Source organism: Mesorhizobium sp. M0001 (assembly GCF_040324255.1).
Taxonomy (GTDB): Bacteria; Pseudomonadota; Alphaproteobacteria; order Rhizobiales; family Rhizobiaceae; genus Mesorhizobium.
This window is the reverse complement of the sequence record NZ_JAMYVS010000007.1, coordinates 230,829-251,037: the sequence shown is the minus strand read 5'-3', so window position 1 is coordinate 251,037 and position 20,209 is coordinate 230,829. Positions and strand designations below refer to the sequence as shown.

General features: G+C 62.7%; 22 protein-coding genes. 7 read left to right on the top strand and 15 right to left on the bottom strand.

The window, feature by feature from the left end; genetic code table 11:
* Positions 1–42: 42 nt before the first annotated feature.
* The 6 genes from NKK50_RS21075 to NKK50_RS21050 all read right to left on the bottom strand — a co-directional run bounded on the left by NKK50_RS21075 (position 43) and on the right by NKK50_RS21050 (position 6,979).
* Entirely contained in the window at positions 43–2,151 is a 2,109-nt protein-coding gene (locus NKK50_RS21075) for a molybdopterin-containing oxidoreductase family protein (protein WP_023834754.1), read from the bottom strand.
* A gap of 158 nt (positions 2,152–2,309) precedes the next feature.
* Positions 2,310–4,187: an ABC-F family ATP-binding cassette domain-containing protein gene (locus NKK50_RS21070; protein ID WP_023689073.1), complete on the bottom strand. Its 1,878-nt coding sequence runs from the start codon at positions 4,185–4,187 to the stop codon at positions 2,310–2,312.
* A gap of 136 nt (positions 4,188–4,323) precedes the next feature.
* A complete protein-coding gene (locus tag NKK50_RS21065; protein ID WP_352543817.1) occupies positions 4,324–4,770 on the bottom strand; it encodes a Ros/MucR family transcriptional regulator in 447 nt (148 codons plus the stop codon).
* Between the two features lie 167 nt (positions 4,771–4,937).
* The gene (locus tag NKK50_RS21060) at positions 4,938–5,171 is read right to left on the bottom strand and encodes a hypothetical protein (RefSeq protein ID WP_023684750.1); all 234 of its coding nucleotides are present in this window, start codon (positions 5,169–5,171) and stop codon (positions 4,938–4,940) included.
* Positions 5,164–6,132, bottom strand: coding sequence for a DMT family transporter (locus NKK50_RS21055; RefSeq protein WP_245274193.1), 969 nt, complete (start codon positions 6,130–6,132; stop codon positions 5,164–5,166). Before NKK50_RS21055 ends, NKK50_RS21060 begins: the two co-directional genes overlap by 8 nt.
* A gap of 13 nt (positions 6,133–6,145) precedes the next feature.
* Positions 6,146–6,979 carry a hypothetical protein gene (locus NKK50_RS21050; protein ID WP_023743822.1) on the bottom strand — a complete coding sequence of 278 codons (834 nt, stop codon included), beginning with the start codon at positions 6,977–6,979 and terminating at the stop codon, positions 6,146–6,148.
* 111 nt (positions 6,980–7,090) lie between these two features.
* On the opposite strand from NKK50_RS21050, the gene NKK50_RS21045 reads away from it, so the two are divergent.
* Complete coding sequence (locus NKK50_RS21045) at positions 7,091–8,059, top strand: LysR substrate-binding domain-containing protein (RefSeq protein WP_352543816.1); 969 nt, start codon at positions 7,091–7,093, stop codon at positions 8,057–8,059.
* 240 nt (positions 8,060–8,299) lie between these two features.
* Here NKK50_RS21045 and NKK50_RS21040 read toward each other — a convergent pair whose 3' ends face one another.
* A complete protein-coding gene (locus NKK50_RS21040) occupies positions 8,300–8,452 on the bottom strand; it encodes a hypothetical protein (RefSeq protein ID WP_023684746.1) in 153 nt (50 codons plus the stop codon).
* Positions 8,453–8,588: 136 nt separating this feature from the next.
* Here NKK50_RS21040 and NKK50_RS21035 point away from each other — a divergent pair, with 136 nt between their 5' ends.
* From NKK50_RS21035 to NKK50_RS21025, 3 genes are all read left to right on the top strand, one after another.
* Positions 8,589–8,756 (top strand): hypothetical protein, encoded by a 168-nt coding sequence (locus NKK50_RS21035; RefSeq protein WP_023684745.1) that lies wholly within the window; start codon positions 8,589–8,591, stop codon positions 8,754–8,756.
* 50 nt (positions 8,757–8,806) lie between these two features.
* Positions 8,807–10,888, top strand: coding sequence for an ATP-dependent helicase (locus tag NKK50_RS21030; RefSeq protein WP_023743820.1), 2,082 nt, complete (start codon positions 8,807–8,809; stop codon positions 10,886–10,888).
* Between the two features lie 162 nt (positions 10,889–11,050).
* Entirely contained in the window at positions 11,051–11,353 is a 303-nt protein-coding gene (locus tag NKK50_RS21025) for a DUF982 domain-containing protein (RefSeq protein ID WP_023670262.1), read from the top strand.
* A 1,100-nt stretch (positions 11,354–12,453) separates the two neighbouring features.
* Here the strand turns inward: NKK50_RS21025 and NKK50_RS21020 are convergent.
* The 3 genes from NKK50_RS21020 to NKK50_RS21010 form a co-directional block, all read right to left on the bottom strand.
* On the bottom strand, positions 12,454–13,239 hold the full coding sequence (locus tag NKK50_RS21020; RefSeq protein WP_023738635.1) for a GGDEF domain-containing protein: 786 nt from the start codon (positions 13,237–13,239) through the stop codon (positions 12,454–12,456).
* Between the two features lie 277 nt (positions 13,240–13,516).
* Complete coding sequence (locus NKK50_RS21015) at positions 13,517–14,167, bottom strand: hypothetical protein (protein WP_023824124.1); 651 nt, start codon at positions 14,165–14,167, stop codon at positions 13,517–13,519.
* 447 nt (positions 14,168–14,614) lie between these two features.
* Entirely contained in the window at positions 14,615–15,127 is a 513-nt protein-coding gene (locus NKK50_RS21010; protein ID WP_352543815.1) for a DinB family protein, read from the bottom strand.
* Positions 15,128–15,417: 290 nt separating this feature from the next.
* On the opposite strand from NKK50_RS21010, the gene bluB reads away from it, so the two are divergent.
* Together bluB and ndk are read left to right on the top strand one after the other, a co-directional pair.
* The gene (gene bluB / locus NKK50_RS21005) at positions 15,418–16,053 is read left to right on the top strand and encodes a 5,6-dimethylbenzimidazole synthase (protein ID WP_352462883.1); all 636 of its coding nucleotides are present in this window, start codon (positions 15,418–15,420) and stop codon (positions 16,051–16,053) included.
* 471 nt (positions 16,054–16,524) lie between these two features.
* The gene (ndk, locus tag NKK50_RS21000) at positions 16,525–16,947 is read left to right on the top strand and encodes a nucleoside-diphosphate kinase (protein WP_023673443.1); all 423 of its coding nucleotides are present in this window, start codon (positions 16,525–16,527) and stop codon (positions 16,945–16,947) included.
* 86 nt (positions 16,948–17,033) lie between these two features.
* On the opposite strand, the gene NKK50_RS20995 is transcribed toward ndk, so the two are convergent.
* Entirely contained in the window at positions 17,034–17,489 is a 456-nt protein-coding gene (locus NKK50_RS20995; protein WP_023701901.1) for a MarR family winged helix-turn-helix transcriptional regulator, read from the bottom strand.
* A 64-nt stretch (positions 17,490–17,553) separates the two neighbouring features.
* Between NKK50_RS20995 and NKK50_RS20990 the strand changes: the two genes are divergently transcribed.
* Positions 17,554–18,030 (top strand): cupin domain-containing protein, encoded by a 477-nt coding sequence (locus tag NKK50_RS20990; RefSeq protein ID WP_023701902.1) that lies wholly within the window; start codon positions 17,554–17,556, stop codon positions 18,028–18,030.
* A 3-nt stretch (positions 18,031–18,033) separates the two neighbouring features.
* Here the strand turns inward: NKK50_RS20990 and NKK50_RS20985 are convergent, their stop codons facing one another.
* The 4 genes from NKK50_RS20985 to pgsA all read right to left on the bottom strand — a co-directional run bounded on the left by NKK50_RS20985 (position 18,034) and on the right by pgsA (position 20,204).
* Positions 18,034–18,801, bottom strand: coding sequence for a YbaY family lipoprotein (locus NKK50_RS20985; RefSeq protein ID WP_023727330.1), 768 nt, complete (start codon positions 18,799–18,801; stop codon positions 18,034–18,036).
* 69 nt (positions 18,802–18,870) lie between these two features.
* Positions 18,871–19,344 (bottom strand): molybdenum cofactor biosynthesis protein MoaE, encoded by a 474-nt coding sequence (locus NKK50_RS20980; RefSeq protein WP_023673447.1) that lies wholly within the window; start codon positions 19,342–19,344, stop codon positions 18,871–18,873.
* A 4-nt stretch (positions 19,345–19,348) separates the two neighbouring features.
* Positions 19,349–19,606 carry a molybdopterin converting factor subunit 1 gene (moaD, locus tag NKK50_RS20975; protein WP_023673448.1) on the bottom strand — a complete coding sequence of 86 codons (258 nt, stop codon included), beginning with the start codon at positions 19,604–19,606 and terminating at the stop codon, positions 19,349–19,351.
* Between the two features lies 1 nt (position 19,607).
* Positions 19,608–20,204, bottom strand: a complete 597-nt coding sequence (pgsA, locus tag NKK50_RS20970; protein ID WP_023673449.1) for a CDP-diacylglycerol--glycerol-3-phosphate 3-phosphatidyltransferase — start codon at positions 20,202–20,204, stop codon at positions 19,608–19,610.
* Positions 20,205–20,209: the final 5 nt, after the last annotated feature.

Genomic DNA, 20,209 nt, shown 5'->3' with positions numbered 1-20,209 from the left:
AATTCCGGACGGAAAACCGCTCACACTTTTCCTGGAATTGCTTTAGCCCGCCGGCCGCAGCCAGACCTTGTTGTCGTGGAAGGCCGCACCGCCATAGGGCGCTGGTGCGTCGGCGCCGGTGAGCACATTGATGCCTTCGCCACGCTCATGCGCGCTGTTTGGCCAGATGCCCTCGGCGATCACCACGCCGCGCTTGAGGCCTTCGAACAGCTTTGCGTGCAGCACCACCTCGCCGCGCCGGTTGCCGACCTCGATACGGTCGCCGTCGCCCAAGCCAAGCGCGGCAGCGTCGTCCGGGTGCACCAGGAGTTCCGGCCGGCCTTCCTTGGCTCTCGACACAGGTGTCTCGGCGAATGTCGAATTGAGAAAGTTGCGCGCCGGCGATGTGGCGAGCCGAAACGGATGCTCGGCGTCCGCCACCTCGATCAGGTCGACATGGTCAGGGAATTCGGGGAGTTCCGCCACCGGCCCGAACAGGCCCATGATTTTCGGCGGCCGGTTGGGCGCCGCCTGCCCGCTCCAATTGGCGCGGAAGTGAAATTTCTTGTCGGCATGGCCGAAACCATCGATGAAATGCGCCGCCTCGAAATCCGGCTGCAGGTCGACCCATTTGTCTTCCTTGAGGCTGGCGAAGGAGCCCAGCCCGCGCTTGCCGAGGATGATGTCGATATGCTGCTGCTCGGTCAGGCCAAAGCCCGGCCGGTCTGCGACGCCGAGACGCTGCGCCAATTGCTCGATGACGAAATGGTTGGTGCGCGGCCCTTCCGGCGGTTCGATCAGCTTGGGACCGAGCGTGATGTGCTGGTTGCCACCGCCCTTGTAGACGTCGTCATGCTCGAGAAACATCGTTGCCGGCAAAACGACATCGGCAAGCTTTGCCGTGTCGGTCATGAACTGTTCGTGCACGCAGGTGAACAGGTCATCACGCAGAAAACCATGTTTCACCAGCCGCTGCTCGGGTGCGACATTCACCGGGTTGGTGTTCTGGATCAGCATCGCCGTCACCGGCGGGCCACCGTAAAGCGCGTCCGCTGCGCCGGTCAGCACCGGACCGATGCGCGACTGGTCGAGATGGCGAATATTGGGATCGCGCATCGCGGTGCCTTCCAGCACATCCTGGTTGAGCTTGAAGATGCCGGAATTGGAATGGAAGGCACCGCCACCCTCATATTGCCAGGCGCCGGTGACGGCGGCGATGCAGGACGCCGCGTGCATGTTGACCGAACCATTGCGCTGACGCCCAAAGCCATAGCCGAGGCGGAAATAGGTTTTCCTCGTCGTGCCGACGAGGCGGGCGAAAGCCTCGATCTCGGTGACGGCAAGACCGGTGATGGCGGAAGCCCATTCCGGCGTGCGCGTCTCCAGATGCGCTTCCAGCCCCTTCGGATCGTCGGTGTATCTTTCGAGATAGGCGCGGTCGGCCATGCCTTCCCTGAACAGCACATGCATGACCGCGCAGGCCAGCGCGCCATCGGTGCCGGGCTTCAGCACAAGGCCTATATCGGCCTGCTTCATCGTCGCGTTCTCGTAGACATCGATGACGACGATCCTGGCGCCACGCTCCTTCCGCGCCTTGATGGCGTGGGTCATGACATTGACCTGCGTGACCACGGCATTGGTGCCCCAGATCACCACGCAGTCGGACTTCGCCATCTCGCGCGGATCGGGACCGCGCAAGGCGCCCGCTCCCATCATCCAGCCGGTCCAGGCCAGATTGGTGCAGATCGAGCCGAAGAAGCCGGAGTATTTTTTCGCATGGCGCAGCCGGTCGATGCCGTCGCGCTGCACCAGCCCCATCGTGCCGGCATAGAAATAAGGCCAGACGGTCTCGGAGCCGTATTTTTCCTCGGCCGCGATGAAGTTCTCGGCGACGACGTCGAGTGCCGCTTCCCAGCTGGATTCCTTCCAGACGCCGTCGCCCTTGGCGCCGGCGCGCATCAGCGGCTTCAGCAGTCGGTCCGGATGATGGACACGATCGGCATAGCGCGCGACCTTGGCGCAGACGACGCCAGCCGTATACGTATTGGACTTGGCGCCATGGACACGGCCGATGCGGTTGCCATCGAGCAGCTCGACCTCGAGCGCGCAGGTCGAAGGGCAATCATGCGGACAGGCGGAGTGGCCGATTCTGAGCTTGGCGTGCTGGTTCATGCGGCGTTTTTAGCGGGTTTCGCGGGCGGCGTGTAGGGCCAGATCTTACCCTCCCCTTGATGGGGAGGGTCGGCGCGCAGCGCCGGGGTGGGGTGCGGCGCAGACCCCCGCCCCGCTCGGCTTTGCGGATCGACCCTCCCCACAAGGGGGAGGGTAAATCACTCCGCCGTGCCTTCCTCGTACTCGGCCGACATGGTCAGCCACTTTTCCTCGTGACCGGCAAGCTGCTGTGCCAGTTGCGAGCGCTCCTTGGCCAGCCGGGTCGCCGTCGATGGATCCTTCTCGTATACCGCCGGATTGGCGAGTTCATCCTCGATCAGGTCGATGCGCTTGCGGATGCGGTCCATCAGCGCTTCGGTGGCGCGGATTTCCTTTGCCAGCGGCTCGAAGGCGGCGCGGCGCGCCGCGGCATCGCGGCGGCGATCGGCCTTGGATGCCTTCTCGGCCTCGCGCTTGCCGCGTCGGTCGCCGGACACGCCGGTGACCAGCGTCTTGTAGTCCTCAAGGTCGCCGTCATACGGGTTGACCGCCCCGTCCTTGACCAGCCACAGCCGGTCGGCGGTCGCTTCCAGCAGATGGCGGTCATGCGAGATGAGGATGACGGCGCCGGGAAACTCGTTCAGCGCATGGATCAGGGACTCGCGGCTGTCGATGTCCAAATGGTTGGTCGGTTCGTCGAGGATGAACAAGTTTGGCCCCTCAAAGGCCGACAGGCCCATCAGCAGGCGCGCCTTCTCGCCGCCGGACAGGTCCTTGGCGGCGGTGTTCATCTTCTCGGTGGTGAGACCGAACTGGGCGACGCGGCCACGTACCTTGGATTCCGGCGCCTCCGGCATCAGCCGGCGGACATGCTCGTAGGCGTTTTCATCAGGCCTGAGATCGTCGAGCTGATGCTGCGCGAAGATCGCCACCTTCAGGCCCGGCGCGACCGTCATGGTGCCGGTTTCCTGCTTCAGCCGGCCCGAGAGAAGCTTGGCGAAGGTCGACTTGCCGTTGCCGTTGGCGCCGAGCAGCGCGATGCGATCGTCGGCATCGATGCGCAACGTCATCTTCTTCAGGATCGGCTGGCCCTCGGTGTAGCCGACATTGACGTTGTTCAAGGCAATGATCGGCGACGCCACCGTTTTCACCGGTTCGGGGAAAGAGAACGGCCGCACCGTGTCGTTCACGATCGCGGCAATCGGCTTCATCTTCTCCAGCGCCTTGATGCGCGACTGCGCCTGTCTCGCCTTCGAAGCCTTGGCGCGGAAGCGTTCGACGAAGGACTCCATGTGTTTGCGCGCGGCTTCCTGCTTGACGCGGCCCTTCTCCTGCAATTCCTTCTGCTCGGTGTACTGGCGCTCGAACTGGTCGTAGCCGCCGCGCCAGAAGGTCAGCTTCTTCTGGTCGAGATGAACGATGGAATTGACGGCGCGGTTGAGCAGGTCGCGATCGTGCGAGATCAGAAGCACCGTGTGCGGATATTTCGACACGTAGTTTTCCAACCAAAGCGTGCCTTCGAGATCGAGATAGTTGGTCGGCTCGTCGAGCAGCAGAAGGTCGGGCTCGGCAAACAGCACCGCGGCGAGCGCCACACGCATGCGCCAGCCGCCGGAGAAGGACGAGGCCGGGCGGCGCTGCGCGGCGTCGTCGAAGCCAAGGCCAGCGAGGATGGTGGCCGCGCGAGATTCCGCCGAATGCGCATCGATATCCGCCAGCCGCATATGGATGTCGGCAATGCGGTGCGCGTCGGTGGCGGTCTTTTCCTCCTCGAGCAATGCGGTGCGCTCGAGGTCGGCCTTGAGCACGATTTCGATCAGCGGCTCCTCGGTGCCGGGCGCTTCCTGCGCCACCTGGCCGATGCGGGTGTTCTTGGGCAGGCTGATCGAGCCGGTCTCGGAGGGAAAGTCGCCGGTGATGGCCTTGAACAGCGTCGTCTTGCCGGTGCCGTTGCGGCCGACGAGGCCGGCCTTGGTGCCGGCCGGCAAGGTCAGCGAGGCATGATCGAGAAGCAAGCGTCCGGCCATGCGGAGCGAAAGATCGTTGATGATAAGCATGCCGGGGCTTTTGCACGGGAGGGCGGCGCTTCGCAAGGGCCTGGGCGCCGGCGGGGGCATAGGCATGAAGACGGCGCGCCCAAAGCGCGCCGTCCATCACTGCTAACTGCAGACTGACTTTAAGAGGCTGCCTGGTTCAGGCTTTGAGTTTGCGCTTCGTCACCTTGGCCGCGGCGGCCGGAACGGCCGGCTTGCGGCCGAGGCCCGAGGACTTGGCCAGTGCCGAACGGGTCGCGGAGTAGTTCGGCGCCACCATCGGATAGTCCGACGGCAAGCCCCATTTGCCACGATATTCCTCCGGGCTCAGACCATGGTCGGTCATCAGGTGGCGCTTCAGCGACTTGAATTTCTTGCCGTCCTCAAGACAGACGATGTGATCGGGAAACACCGACCGCTTCGGATTGACAGCGGGGTTCAGCGCGGGGCTTTCCACGGCGGCAATGCTGCCCAGCTTGCGCACCGATGCGCTGACGCTGGCGATCAGATCCGGCAGGCCAGACGCAGGGAGAGGATTGTTGCCGACATAGGCCGAGACGATGTCAGCAGTCAGTTCAATAGCGGTCTTGCTGTCGATGGTGTGCAATTCTGTTTCTCCCGCCGGTCATGAAGTTGCCGGCTTTTTTTAAGACTTCTCTTGATGTATCGACCTAGCTGCACCCCCCAACGGGTCGCTAAAGTCTCAATAAATGATCAAGAATCGGAACAGGAGGATGTTTCCACAACAGGTTGCAACGTTGCAAATTAGAAAATCTAATACTTGGAAACGGCCGACTTCGCGCCAGCAGATTTCAACTGCACGGACGCCGCAGGTTTAGAGTCGGCCAGTATGTCCAGAATGCGCTTCCAGCGGGCGCACCGGCCGAAATCTTTTTGCTCTATCGCCTTTTCGGCCTTCATGGCGGCGTAGAGCGGCGCCTCGGCGCCGAACTCCTTGAGCAGCCAGAATGCTTCCTGTCTGGCGAGGCGTTCATCGTCGTCAAGCATGTTCAGCCTCCGAGCGTTCTATGCCCACCGCAATACAGCTGCCGATGACGAGGACCGCACCGGCTATCGCGGTCAGCGTCAGCCTTTCGCCCGAAAGTGTCAGCAGCAGCGTCGATGCGATCGGCGTCAGATAGGCGATGACCGCAACCTTGCCGCCGCCTTCAAGCTTCAAGGCGCGCGACCAGAAATAATATCCCAGCCCCATCGGGCCGGCACCGAGATAGAGGCCAAGCAGGAGGTGCTCGCTGGATGGCCAGGCAGCGCCGTCGTGAATACACCACAGCAAGGTCAGGCCGACGCCGACCAACGCCGAAGGCAAAAGCAAACGCTCCGACGGTGTGGCCAGGCGGGCGACCGCAATCGAATAGAAGGCCATGCACAGCGCCGAGCCGAAGGCAGCGAGATAGCCGACGATGCTGCCTTGGAGAAAAGGCTGGCCGCGACCACCCGAGATCACCAGCGCCACGCCGACAAAGCCGAGCACGGCAGTCAACCCCAGCAGCACGGGGCGTTGCCGCTTGCCCAGCACGATGACCGCCGCCGCGACCATCAGCGGCCAGGTGTAGGCGACGAGATTGGCCTCGATCACCGGCATGGAGGCAAAGGCGATGTATTGCAGCACCATGGTGCCGACCAGGCCAATAAAGCCGACCGCGACCGGCGCCAGGGTGCCGTCAGCACCCTTGGAAAAGGCTGCGTCTTGCAGGCCCCTCTTCCGGCTCGCCAGATGGATGACGGCGAACACCAGAGCCGCTCCACAAAATTGCAGCAACTGCACGAGCGACACTGGATGGCTGGCCAGCAGGGATTTGCCGACCAGCGCGTTGGTCGACCACAGGGCGACCGCGCCGGCGGCGAAGACCAGGGCCGATGGCGAGCCGGATCCATCCCGGAATCGGCGCGACGGTGCCTTGTCCTTATCGCCGACCATGATGTTACCGACGACCAAACCGGCGTCCACTTCTATGCTCTGGCTACCATGAATCCCTTGACCCGCCCGGGACCGGTGCATCGGCCGCCGCCGCAACCGGACGTTCTTCCTCGAAGCGGCGATAGGCCGGCAGCTGGTTCGTCCAGACGTCTTCGGCCAGTTCGTTGACCCATTCGCGATCGTGATCATTGTCGGCTGCGAGATAGAACATGCGATTGTCGTCGACGTAGGGCTTGGCCACAGAGCGCTGGTTGAGGACCAGCGTGACGCGCGAGCCGAGCTGGATCGGCGCGGTGCGGTGCAGCACACCGAGAAACTGGCCGAGCGTGGCGTAGTTCATCTTGTGGTCGATGCGCATGACCTGGTTGCGCGGAATCTCGCGGCCGGATTCAAGGATGGCGCGGCCGGTCTCGGAATCGTCGCAGTAGATTTCGAGATGGCCGCCGACCAGCGGATTGCTGATCGACAGCGGAATGAGTTCGGTGACCGGGACACCGTCGCAATGCCAATCGACGGCGCCGTCCTTGGGATTCATGAAAGTGACGGTCGAGCCGACGATCGACAGCGGATAGGGCTCGAGCTTGGTGCCCATCATGTCGGACAGACGTTCCAGGCGCAGCTTGTCATGCAGCAGTTCCTTGATCTCCGGGATAAAACGGTCGGCGCCGGTGATGAAGGTAAGGTCGAGGTGCTTGTGCACGGCGTGGCTGGCCTTGAGCTTCAACGCCGCCTCTTCGATCGCCGCCAGCAGCGCCGGGTCGTAGCCATGCAGATACTGCGCAACGCCGAAACCCGACACTTTCCAGGCCGTCTCATGGCCGATAATGGCTTCTCGGCTCATCGCGTAGCGCAGTTCAGGTATGGTATGGGCGTTCATTCTACTTCTCCAGGATGGGGGCATCACTTGGTAAACTGTCGATTAATTTCCCCACCCCTGTAAAATTAGGAATGCTGGTGCTAGTGTAAGCCCAGCTTAAGGTCGAAACGCGTGCGTCTGCTCAGTCAGGTCAACCTCAATTCGCTGAAGATTGTCGAAAGTGCCGCCCGGCACCGTAACTTCACGCGCGCGGGCGAAGAGCAGTTTATTACTGCTTCCGCCGTCAGCCAGCGCGTCAAAAGCCTCGAGGACCAGCTGCGCTTCAAGATCTTCCAGCGCGGCGGCAATGCGGTGTCGCTGACACCCGAAGGCGAGACCTATGTGTCGCGCGTTCGCGAGGCGCTGGAGCGCATCGTGGCGGCCAGCATGGAGGCGACCGGACAGTCGCAGGCGCATGTGCTGAAGATTTCGGTACTGCCGACGTTCGCAGCGCGCTGGCTGTTTGCCCGCCTGCCGCTGTTCCAGCGGCAATATCCCGAAATCGAAATGCGGGTCTCGACCTCCTACGCCACCAATGAGTTCGCCACCTCCGAGTTCGACCTCGAGATCCGCTATGGCGACGGCAGCTTTCCCGACCTCAAAGCGGACCTGCTGTTCAAGGAGGATTTGACGCCGGTGTGCAGCAGGAAGCTGTTCCACGAGGTTCTCGGCGACACGCCGCCGTCACAGGTGACGCCCGACGACCTCAGGCATTTCACGCTGCTGCATTCCGACACCTGCACGCAGAACTGGCAGTCGTGGCTGGGTTTTGCCGGCGCGAGTTCCGTGCTCGGCGAGACCAAGAGCATCTATTTCGATTCCTGCATGATGTCCTATGAGGCGGCCAATGCCGGCATGGGCTTTGCAGTCGCCAACCGCGCCTATATGGCGAGCGAGATCCGCGCAGAGAGACTGGTGGCGCCGTTTGCCGTGCATCACCCCAACACCGCCGGCTGGTATTTCGTCTGCCCGGTCACCGCGCCCTACACGCGCAAGGTGGAACTGTTCAAGCAGTGGATCATGGCCGAGGCGGCGCAGACGCAGTGCCAGCTGGACGCCGGGATTGCCGGCGGCCCGGTGCTGCGCAAGGCCATTGCCTGAGGTCCTCCCGTCGAGTTTCGTTCCGCACGCCATCTGACATCGAAGTTGTTTTGTGCAGAAGCGCCGTCATGAAGCAGGTCGATGCGGCCCACCTCATGACGCAGGCGAGAGACTCAGCTATCTTCGGTTGTTGCGGCGGACCTGATATCCGCCTGGCCGGCGCTATCAGCTCACCTCCCAAGCGGCGCCGGCCTTCTTCTCCCGAAGGCTACCTTCAGCCTTGTCGTCCCGCTAAAACGATCATTGCGCGGGCTGATCGCCGCCGGCCGCCGGCTTTGGCGCCGAATCCGACTGCGGGGCATGGTCGAGCAAGGGTGCTTTGGTCGGCTGGATATTGTTGTCGCAGGCGGCGAGCGCCAAGCCGACGGCCAACAGAACAGGGAGCTTCTTCATGGCAACCTCCTTCGTTTGCCCTCCCCTCGTGAAGGCAACGAGAGGATTCAGCTTTGGTTGCACGCTCGCAAACGACACCGCGTCGGCTGGAACCAAACGGCGGCTCTGAGGTTGGTTGCCTAAAGGAGATCGCGCCATGATCCGTCTGCTCATAACCGGCCTTTTCGCTTACGCGACCTATCGCATCGCCAAGGAGATCATCAAGGACGTGCCCGACAATTTCGATCCGTTGCCGGTGCCTGGCGACGAACGCGCCGCCTTGCGGCGCCAGTCGGCGGCAACGGGTGTCGCGCCACGGCGGTAAGGGCGACTTCCGCCCGTTGCGAACAAAGCGGAAACGATGCTTGATAGGCGATGACCATCGCCATCAATGATTCGTCCTTGCGGCCCGCCTATCTGGCGAAGCTCAACGCCGAGCAGCGGCTCGCTGTCGAACATGGCGACGGCCAGATCGCCGGGCCGCTGCTGGTGATCGCCGGCGCCGGCTCCGGCAAGACCAACACGCTCGCCCACCGGGTTGCGCATCTGATCGTCAAGGGCGCTGATCCCAGACGCATTCTGCTTATGACATTCTCGCGCCGCGCCGCCACCGAAATGGCCAGGCGGGTCGAACGCATCGCCGGCGAGGTGCTGGGCCGAGACGCGTCCGTCATCGCCGACGCGCTGAGCTGGGCCGGTACGTTTCACGGCATCGGCGCCAGGCTGCTGCGTGACTATGCGCTGACGATCGGCCTCGACCCCGCCTTTACCATCCATGACCGCGAGGATTCCGCCGACCTGATGAATCTTGCCCGGCATGAGCTTGGATTCTCGAAGACCGAAAGCCGGTTTCCGACCAAGGGCACCTGCCTGGCGATCTATTCGCGCGCCGTCAACGCGCAGGCGCCGCTTGGCGAGGTGCTGGGTTCGGCCTTTCCCTGGTGCTCGGGGTGGGCAGAACAGCTGAAAGAGCTGTTCGCCGGATATGTCGAGGCCAAGCAGGCGCAGAACGTGCTCGATTACGACGACCTCCTGCTCTACTGGGCGCAGATGGCCGCCGAGCCGGAGATCGCGGCGCATCTGGGCTCGCGCTTCGACCATGTGCTGGTCGACGAATACCAGGACACCAACCGGCTGCAGGCCTCGATCCTTTCGGCGCTGAAGCCGAACGGCGCCGGACTGACAGTGGTGGGCGACGACGCGCAGTCGATCTATTCGTTTCGCGCCGCGGAAGTGCGCAACATCCTCGATTTCCCGCAACAATTCGCGCGAGCCGCCAATGTCATCATGCTGGAGCGCAACTACCGCTCGACCGTGACTATTTTGGCGGCAGCCAACGCGGTCATCTCGGAGGCGTCGGAGCGCTTCACCAAGAACCTCTGGTCGGAGCGCAAATCCTCGCAAAGGCCGAAACTGGTCAGCGTGCGCGACGAGGCCGAGCAGGCGAACTATGTCTGCCAGGCCATCCTGGCCGAGCGCGAGGCCGGCACGGTGCTGAAATCGCAGGCGGTGCTGTTTCGCGCCTCGCACCACAGCGGCCCGCTGGAGATCGAACTGACGCGCCGCAACATCCCCTTCGTCAAGTTCGGCGGGCTCAAATTCCTCGACGCCGCCCATGTCAAGGACGTGCTTTCGGTGCTGCGTTTTGCCGAGAACCCGCGCGACCGCATCGCCGGCTTCCGCGTGCTGCAGCTGCTGCCCGGCATCGGCCCTTCGGCGGCGAGCACCATCGTCGAGACCATGGCGACATCGCTCGACGAGGAAATGGGGCTGGCCCGCTACCGGCCGCCGCAACGCGCGGCTGAGGACTGGCCAGCCTTCGTTGCGCTTTATTCCGGCCTGCGCGCCCGGTCGGGGAAATGGCCGGCCGATCTCGAACAGGTCAGGCTGTGGTACGAGCCGCATCTCGAGCGCATGCACGAGGATGCGACGACGCGGCGAGCCGACCTCATGCAGCTCGAGCAGATCGGTTCCGGCTATGCTTCGCGCGAGCGCTTCCTGACCGAGCTGACGCTGGATCCACCGGATGCGACCAGCGACCAGGCCGGGCCGCCGCACCGCGACGAGGACTATCTGATCCTGTCGACCATTCATTCGGCCAAGGGCCAGGAATGGAAGAACGTCTTCGTGCTCAACACCGTCGATGGCTGCATCCCGGCCGATCTCGGCGTCGGCACCAAGGAAGACATCGAGGAGGAGCGCCGGCTGCTTTACGTCGCCATGACGCGGGCCAAGGACGGCCTGCATCTGGTGACGCCGCAGCGCTTCTTCACTCACGGCCAGGCAGCGCGCGGCGACCGCCACGTCTATGCCTCGCGAACCCGTTTCATCCCGGCCTCGATCCTCGGCGCCTTCGAGCAGACCTCTTGGGCGAGCGTCCACGCAAAGGACGATCCGCGCCACAGACCTGAAGTCCGCGTCGACCTCGGCGCCCGCATGCGCGGCATGTGGAAATAGAAGCCGCCAACCGCGGATGCCGCCGGGGAGCGACCTCAAGAAGCAAATCGGCCTGTCATGGCATCTCTCAGGGAACCTCGGGCCGCCGGCCGCGTTTTCTGGCGTCCAACCCGCGATCGGAGAGCGGCGACCGCCGCCTTCCGCCCATCCAGAGAGGCCAGAATGCACGACGCGATGTTCTTCACCCCGGTTGCCGTTAGCGTTGGCGCCGGCCACAAACGCATGCTCGCCTCGCTGTTCGAGATGCATGATTTCCTGACCGAATTTCCGCCGTCACGCCGGCGCCTGAGCTATGGCGCGGCCGTGAGGGCTTGCGAGGCGGCGCGCGCCGGAGAAATCTCGACCGAGGCCGCACGCGATGCCCTGATCACCTTTGCGGTCACGGCAGGCATCCTCTGGCCCGCGGTCCAGCCGGCCGTCTCGGTCAAGCCGGTCGCACACGGTTATGGCGGCTACGCCGTCTGAGACGGCCGGGACCAGGCCTGCCCAGCAAAAAGATCACTCGGACTTGCCGGCAGACGTCGAACGACAAACACGTCTTGGTGATCCCACCAAGCGTCCACTTCATCTTGGAGTAACTCGGCATTGGAAGCGTCTTGAGATAGTTTGATCACGAACCCAAGATCCATGGCCATCATGCCGTATTCCTCAACCGCGATGTCGGCCTGTTCACTGTTCAATGCAAACAGGCCGCACAAAGCTGAACAGACGAACCAGCCATCGCGACCAGTTGTTATCGGCATGTGGAAAAGAATGAAAGCGCAAAGACTGCATCATAGAGCCGGCCAAAAACTGCCTCCTCCGGTATCGATCGCGACTGAATGGCTTTAACCTTGAATTCGTTCGCCAGGAAAGAAATCGCTTGTGGATGATCGGAACTGACGAGATCGATGTCTTCATCCTTTACATGGTGCCACGTCACGCATCCATACCCTGAGGCGAACTCGAGGAGTAAAAGGCCCCGGCCTAGATGCCGAGTTAAAATTCCTTTGAGTTTTATTGCAGATGCTTGCCCCATCTCTGAAATATTAACTGCCCCTTGAGACGTCAGAATCCATTATGGTCAATCAGGAAGTTGAATATATCGTCATCTTGATGAATGGATGGAACAATGGAAAATCCGGCGCCACTCTACGGATTATTTCTTCTCTAAGTAATAACAAGTTTAGGCCGACTTCTGGATCCACTGACTCATCCGATCTATGAGCATTGGATAACGGTACAAGCCGCCGAGGCGGGTACCACGCGCGATAGCGAGCGACGCTGCAGCCACCGTTTCGCCATCGCGTTGATCCACACCTCGAAGCAGAAATGGACGGCCAACCCGCAAGCAGCGGCAGACGCACCAAGCGAGGACTAGGTACATCTGAAGGCATCATATCGATGCGGCAGGCCAACGGATCGCAGCGCCAACCAGCAGACCGAGACACTTGCGTTAAGGAACGAGGCCTGCTGCAGTCGACACCATGGAAGCTGACGGCGCCGCTGCGTGTTCCAGGTCGCATTGCCGCGATCCGTTTGAAAAGCGCCTGTGCCCGACCGGAGCCTCGCCTGGCGCCCGCATTTCAATGCAACGTCGGATCACCGGCCAGCAGGGCGCGCGGCCCGGTCGTCTCAAAACTGACCTGGTCGCGGCCGTTGGACTTGGCCTTGTAGAGGTGCCGGTCGGCCGTCAGGAACATGTCGGCATAGGTGGTCGGTCCGCTGAAGGCGACGCCACCGATGCTCACCGAGAGCGGACAGGGCCGTCCACCCGGAGCAAACTCGACCTCGCGGATGCGCCGCCGGATCCCCTCAGCAACCAGCCAGGACTGCGACGGGTCGGCGCCAGGCAGGAAGATGGCGAACTCCTCGCCGCCGATGCGTCCAACGATGTCGGCGCCGCGCAGCTGAGCCTTGATCGTCTGCGCGATCAGCTTGAGCGCTTGATCGCCGCAATCGTGGCCCAATCGATCGTTGATAGTCTTGAAATGATCGGCGTCGACGATCAGCAGGGCGCCGGCATCGACGACGGCCTGGCTGCGCGCCTGTTCGAGATAGGCCTCGACCAGCATTGAAAACGCGCCGCGGTTGAACACCGCGGTCAGGCTGTCGGTCGCCGCGACGATGCTCAGATTCTTCTGGGCGATCGCCAGCTGGCGCATCTTGTACATAAGGAAAGAGAAGAACGACCCACCCAGCACGAGCGGCAGCAACAGGTCGGTGAGCTGCGCCCAGCGCAATGCTTCGGGCGACAGCGACGGAAAATTGTAGGAATCGACAAGGAAGGCCGCCGCGATGCAGATCGCTGTGCCGACAACCGTGACTGCTATGACCCTGCCCCAGCTCGTGGGCGACAGATCGACCCGCATGCCAATTTCTCCCACTGTGTTCGCTATTTTGCAGCGGGAACACAAATGAAACCCTAAACCCTTGCCTTCAATTCTAATGTGGTTAACGGTTAATCGAAAGTGTGACCGATTGCCGTGAAGATGGCGGCGGTCACAAAAAGCCCGCCACTTGCGCGGCGGGCTTTCCGACTGGCCGGAGGCTTCTCGTCAGCGCATGTCCCTCGGGAAGTCTGGGCCATGCGGTAGGAGAGTGCCGTAAAGCCTCACGGCTGGTTCGACACTCCCGGCGAAACCTGTCTCAGCGACGCGAGATCATAAGGCATAGCTGCCGCAGATCGCTGTCGTAGGTGCCCTCACTGGCGAGCACATCGACGCAGCGCTTCTTCATACGTGTCAGCTGGCTGTTCGACATGCTGGCGACGACACCGGGTGTCCCAGGTGTGCCTGGTGTTCCAGGAGTTCCTGGAGTGCCGGGCGTACCCGGCGTGCCCGGCGTTCCGCCAATGCCGACGCCGACGCCGACGTTGATGCCGCTGCCGACGTTGACGCCGACACCGGCCTTGATACCTCCGCTGCCGCCGACCGTGGCCCCAACACCGGCCTTGATGCCACCGGCTCCGCCGACCGTCGCGCCAGCGCCGGCCTTGATGCCGCTGCTACCGCCGACTGAGGCGCCGAGGCCCGCAGTAACGCCGCTATTGCCGCCGACCGTTGCGCCAGCACCCGCCTTGATACCGCCGCTGCCGCCGACCGAGGCGCCGGCACCGGCCTTGACCCCGCCGCTTCCGCCGATCGAAGCGCCAACACCTGCATTGATGCCGCCAGCACCGCCGATAGATGCGCCGACACCGACGCCAATTCCGCCTCCTGCATTCGCGGGAGCGGCAAAAATAACGATAATTGCACCCGCCGCCAGTGTTCTAGCGATTTTCCGAGTGATATTAACCATGACACTCTCCTTGTTGCCGTTCTGCTTTGTGCATTGCAACATGCCAGCAAACCAAAGCAGACATATGCTTATGCACTCACAGCTACGCACGAGTCTTCCTTATAGTTTCTTTATTTTTTCCAAGAATAAGGATTGTAGTTCTCAAGGCGTGCACTGGTCTGCTAAAAAAAAATATGTTTTTGCTTCAACATTTAAACTCTGTTTAATTCTCTAAACAGAAATTCCACCGGAGTTGGAGCGGGTTGTGGCTGCGGCGGCCTGGAGCCGAAGGCCCACAAAAGGCGGGCCACCGACAGCCCAGCCACCTGGCCCCGTCACCGGGCAGCGTTGTGCCGAGAGGGTCCTCACAACCCGGCTGGAATTCAGAGCTGGCGTCGGGGATGGATGGTCGGCGCAAATGTACCGGTAACGCTCCCGTGCGTTTAAACGGGAAGCGCGGTCAGGAGATCAGGCGTAGGCGCGGCCTTCGTCGGTGCGTTGGAAAAAGGCTAGGTCGAGCTGCACCGAAGGCCGGCCGAGAATGGTCAGGATGGCGTGCGCCTGGCCGCGGTGATGGGTCTGGTGGTTGAAGACGTGTCCCAGCGCCGGCGCCAGCCGCTGCGAGACGGTGCGCATGTCGGAAACGGTCATGTAGGAGAAGCGGCCGGACAAAGCCTTTTCGGTCAAACCGCCGACCCAGTCGACGATCCGCCTGTCCTCGGCCTCACGCGCCAGCTTCAAGCCAGGCAACGCGCGGTGCAGGATGGCGTCGAGTTTTGCCGGCGCGTCGCCCTCGCCGGTGAAGCGTTTCATCCAGATGCGGTCGGTGGCCAGCAGATGGTTGAGCGTGCCCATCATCGAGCCGAAAAATGCGCCGACATCGCGGTTGAACTCTTCTTCGTCAAGTGCGGCGACGGCATCGTAGATGCGGCCATTGGCCCATTGATTGTAGGCCGCGAACATCATGAAATGCTGTTTCATCTTTTTCCCGCCGACGAGTTCCGCTTCAGCCGCAGGCGCCTAATTAGACCGCGAGGACGCAGCCGCCAATGACCATTCTGTTCTATGAACTCGCCGGACACGACGCGACCCGTCCGTTCAGCCCGCCTTGCTGGAAGGAGGCGGCGGCCGCAGCTTAGGGAATAGGCAGTAGGCAATAGGGTCTGAGGGCTGTACTGCCTACTGCCTACTGCCTACTGCCTACTGCCTACTGCCTACTGCCTACTGCCTACTGCCTACTGCCTCTTCCCCACACAAGTCTCCTGATCGCCATGCCACCACCCCCCGATTTCACCGATGATTTTCGCGCCGGGCTGGTCACGTTGCTGCGCTGGCGCCGGGATGTGCGGCGCTTCGAGCGGACGGCTTTGCCCGAGGGTACGCTGGAGCGGCTGCTGGAGCTTGCCAGCATCGCGCCGTCCGTCGGTCTCAGCCAGCCGTGGCGCTTCGTGGTGGTCGAGAGCGCCGAGCGGCGGGGCGCGGTGAGAGACTGTTTCGAGCGGTGCAATGCCGAAGCTCTTGAATGCTTTTCAGGCGAGCGCGCCGCTCTCTATGCCCGGCTGAAGCTCGCCGGTCTCAATGAAGCGCCCTGCCAGTTCGCGGTTTTCGCCGACCGCACGACGCAACAGGGCCATGGGCTCGGCCGCATGACGATGCCGGCAACCATCGACTATTCGGCCGTCATGGCGGTGCACACGCTGTGGCTGGCGGCGCGGGCGGAAGGCATCGGCATGGGCTGGGTGTCGATCCTCGACGCCGCCGAGATGGCCGCAATCCTGGACACCCCGCCTGAGTGGACGCTGATCGGCTATTTCTGCCTCGGCTATGCCAGCGAGGAGCATGATCTGCCGACACTGGAACGCGAAGGCTGGGAGCGGCGGCGGCAGCCGGTGGTGATCAGGCGGTAAAGCTGCCCATCACTTCGTCTCTTCCTTGGCGATGAGCTTGACGCAGATCGGGTCGCCCTTCGGCATCGGAGTGCACTGCCATCCAGGCCCGAAACCGAAATTCGTATCTGTGCGGCGACCCGAAAAGAGCAGCAGAACAAGGCCCACGGCAGCCAAGATGCCGATAATCCAAAGGCTCCCTTTTATGTCGCCCGGTCTGAGGTGGAGGTGGGGCCAGCGCGTCCCGTCAAACATGGTCCGATGTCTTTCCGTTCCGCTGATTTCCGTTCGAAACCGTGCGTGCCTGCGCAATCACCATTTTCCCGCAAGCCTTGCCTTTGACCAGAGCGTTGCGAACAGCCATGCTGGCGGTCGCGGCCGAATAACGCTGCCGGGGCGCGTCCCCTTGGCAATGGGCCGGGCGGCTTGTATAGAGCCCGCCACTCCACATTCCGATCTCAAGACTTTCCATCTCAAGACAAGGACGACCCCATGGCGCTCGAACGCACCTTTTCCATGATCAAGCCGGACGCGACCCGGCGCAATCTTACCGGCGCCATCACCAGGATGCTGGAAGAGGCCGGCCTGCGCGTCGTCGCCTCACGTCGCGTGTGGATGAGCCGCCGCGAGGCCGAAGGCTTTTACGCCGTCCACAAGGATCGTCCGTTCTTCGGCGAACTGGTGGAATTCATGTCGTCGGCGCCGACCATCGTGCAAGTTCTGGAAGGCGAAAACGCCATTGCCAGGAACCGCGAAGTTATGGGCGCGACCAACCCCGCCAACGCCGCCGAAGGCACCATCCGCAAGGTGCACGCGCTGTCGATCGGCGAGAATTCCGTGCACGGCTCCGACGCGCCGGAAACCGCCGCGCAGGAGATCAAGTACTGGTTCTCCGACACCGAGATCGTCGGCTGAGCCGACGCGAACCAATGTATGCAAGAGGCCGGCACTTCGCCGGCCTTTTTCTTTGGTCAGGTCCCGGCTTCGGCTTCATGCCGCTTTCAACGGATGAGCGGCGTGTCCCAGAGGTCGCCGAGCAGCGTTTTCAGCTCCGTGAAACGCTTCTCGCCCAGTTCCTCGGCCCATTCCCGTTCGACGTCGAGCAGGATGTCGGCCATCTTCTGGTATGCGGCGCGCCCGCGGTCGGTGAAGTGGACGACGGTCCCGCCGCTCTCATCGGGTGCCGCCGAGCGAGTAATATAACCCATCGCTTCCAGCGTCTTCAGCAGTTGATTCATGGCCTGCTTGCTCATCGCGGCGCGCTCGGCGAGCGCGCTCGGCCGAAGGCCATCCGGGCCGGGATATTGGATCACCGCCATATGCGGCGGGCTGAGGTCCTCGAAACCCGACGCCCTGAGATCCCTGATCAGCTTGCGGTGAATGGCCATGGCCGGAACGCGCAGCAGTGCACCGATCAGCGGTGGCTTCTTTGGCGGTTCTTCCGCGGATAATGGCATTGACACTCTGGTAAATTGAGTTTACTCATTTCGGTAAATTCAATTTACCACGTGGGAGGATGAAATGCTAGACAGAGCTAGCCAGATCAGCGTCAATCCGGCCGACGAGACAATCAGCCATGGCGGCCTTGCCGTGCGCTTCCTGCTTACCGGCGACCAGTCGAACGGCAGCATCGCCGCCTTCGAACTGACGGTCGCCGGCTCGCAGCGCCTGCCCGCCCCGGCGCACAGCCACGATCACTATGAAGAGACGATGTACGGGATCGAAGGCGTGCTGACGCTGACCGTCGACGGACACCGGCACGATATCGGGCCTAGGCAGGCGCTGTGCATTCCGCGCGGCGCGGTCCATCGCTTCGACAACGACACCGCCGCGACCGCCAAGGTGCTGTGCGTGGTGACACCGGCGGCGATCGGCCCGGAATATTTTCGCGAGGCCTTCGCCATCTTCAGCACTGGCGGCCCGCCAGACCGCACCAGGCTGATGGACCTGATGCGCCGGTTCGGCCTGACGCCGGCGCCCCCGCCGCCGCAGTCTTGATTCTTAGCTCGCTGCGTTGAAGCGCAAGATATCGTGGCCGTCCTTGTCGGCGATGATCAGCTTGCCGCCATCGACACGGTATGACGCCGCCTTGGCGAGCGCCTCGAACAGCGCCTTTTCCTCGGCCATGATCTCCGGCGCGCAGGCCTTGTAGGTCGAGCCGATGTCGCTGATGACGATGGTCTCGCCATCGACCTTGGCGGTGGCGAAATAGGCGTTGCACGGGCCGCTGCCGCCCGCCTTGCCGGCTTCGCTGACCCGGAACGTCGCCTGCGGCTCCGAAATCACGCCGATACCGTCGATATATTCGACTAGCCAGCTCTGGCCGAACAGCGAGGCCGAGGTCGGCTTGTCGCTCGGCGCCACCATTTTCAGCACAATGGCCTGCGGCGCCTCGCTGAGCGGATCGACCTGATAGCGCGAGTCCGTGACGAACAGCAGCTTGTCGTCGGCGATGATGCGCGCCTGCAGCGCATAGGTCATGTTGGGCCGGATCACCGTTGGATCGAAGCTGATCTCGAACTTGATCGGCACCTGGCCGGCCGGCGCTACCTTGCGCTCGCCGACAATGGCGGCCGGCGCATCGGCCAGCGATACATCGGCAAGTTGAACCGACAGCACGGCGTTGGGCGGCAGCGCGATGCGCTCGCGATACATCACCTCGCCCTTCAGGGTTTTCTCGGCGGCGACGGAAGGCTCGGGAACGGCCAGAACGCCGATAACCAGCGGCACAAAACCGAAGACGAAGAATTCGGCGATCCTGTCCAGCATGCCCTTGCTCCCTTTTTGCCGATGCGATTTGGCCAAGGGAATGCGGTCAATACATGGCTGCGCCGAGATTTATTCGGGCCGCGCCTTCCAGCGCGCCGCAGCCTGGTCGTCGGCGTCCTTGGCCTCGACCCAGCCGCCATCGGTGCCGTCCACGCGGTGCTCCTTCTTCCAGAAGGGTGCACGCGATTTCAGGAAATCCATCAGGAAATTGGCCGCTTCGAACGCCGCCTGCCGGTGCGAGGACGCCGCCACCACCAGCACGATGTTTTCGCCCGGTGCGATCTTGCCGTGGCGATGGATGACGGTCAGGCCTTGCAACGGCCAGCGCTGAAGCGCCTCGCCGGCGATCCGGCTGATTTCGGCCTCGGCCATGCCTGGATAGTGCTCGAGTTCCAGCGCCGACAGCTGGCCCTGCTCGTCGCGGCAAAGTCCTGAGAAGGACACCACGGCGCCGATGTCGGCGCGACCCCCGGTCAGTTTCGCGATCTCGGCGGCAACGTCGAAATCGTCGCGCTGGATGCGCACCGTCGGCGCGCCGGACATGGTGTCAGCCCCCGGTCATCGGCGGAAACAGCGCGATCTCGCGCGCGCCGGCTATCTTCTCGCGATGCTCGACATGTTCCTGGTTGATGGCGACGCGGATCACATCAGGATATTGCAGCGCGTGCTCATATTCCTCGCCACGCGATTTCAGCCAGCGCAGGAGGTCGGCCACCGTCTCGATACCGGCGGGCAGTTCGACATCCTCTTCCGGCTTGCCGATCCGTTCGCGCACCCAGGCGAAATAGATGAGCCGGGTGATCATCTCATTCGTCCATGATGTGCTTGAGGCCGGCGCGGAAATAGTCATAGCCGGTGTAGAGCGTGACGAGGGCTGCGATCCACAGCAGCACCAGTCCGGTCTGCGTGGTCAGCGGGAAGATCTTGTCGCCGGCAGGCCCGGCCAGCAGGAAGGCGATGGCGACCATCTGGATGGCGGTCTTCCATTTGGCGAGCTGCGTCACCGGCACCGAGACTTTCAATGCCGCCAGATATTCGCGCAGCCCCGAAACCAGGATTTCGCGGCACAGGATGATGATTGCCGCCCACAACGACCAGCCTGCGATGCCGGCATGGCGGTCGGTGTCGGCGGCGAGCAGCAGCAGGCAGGTGGCGACCAGCAGTTTATCGGCGATCGGATCCAGCATCTTGCCGATGTTGGACGTCTGCTGCCAGGCGCGCGCCAGATAGCCGTCGAGATAGTCGGTGATCGAAGCCAGCAGGAAGATGATCAACGCCGACCAGCGGGCGAAGTCGCTCGATTTCAGATGCCCCTCGAGAAAAAAGCACAGCACCACCAGCGGCACCGCGACGATGCGGGCATAGGTAAGCATGTTAGGCAGGTTGAACGCGCGCTTGGCCATATCTC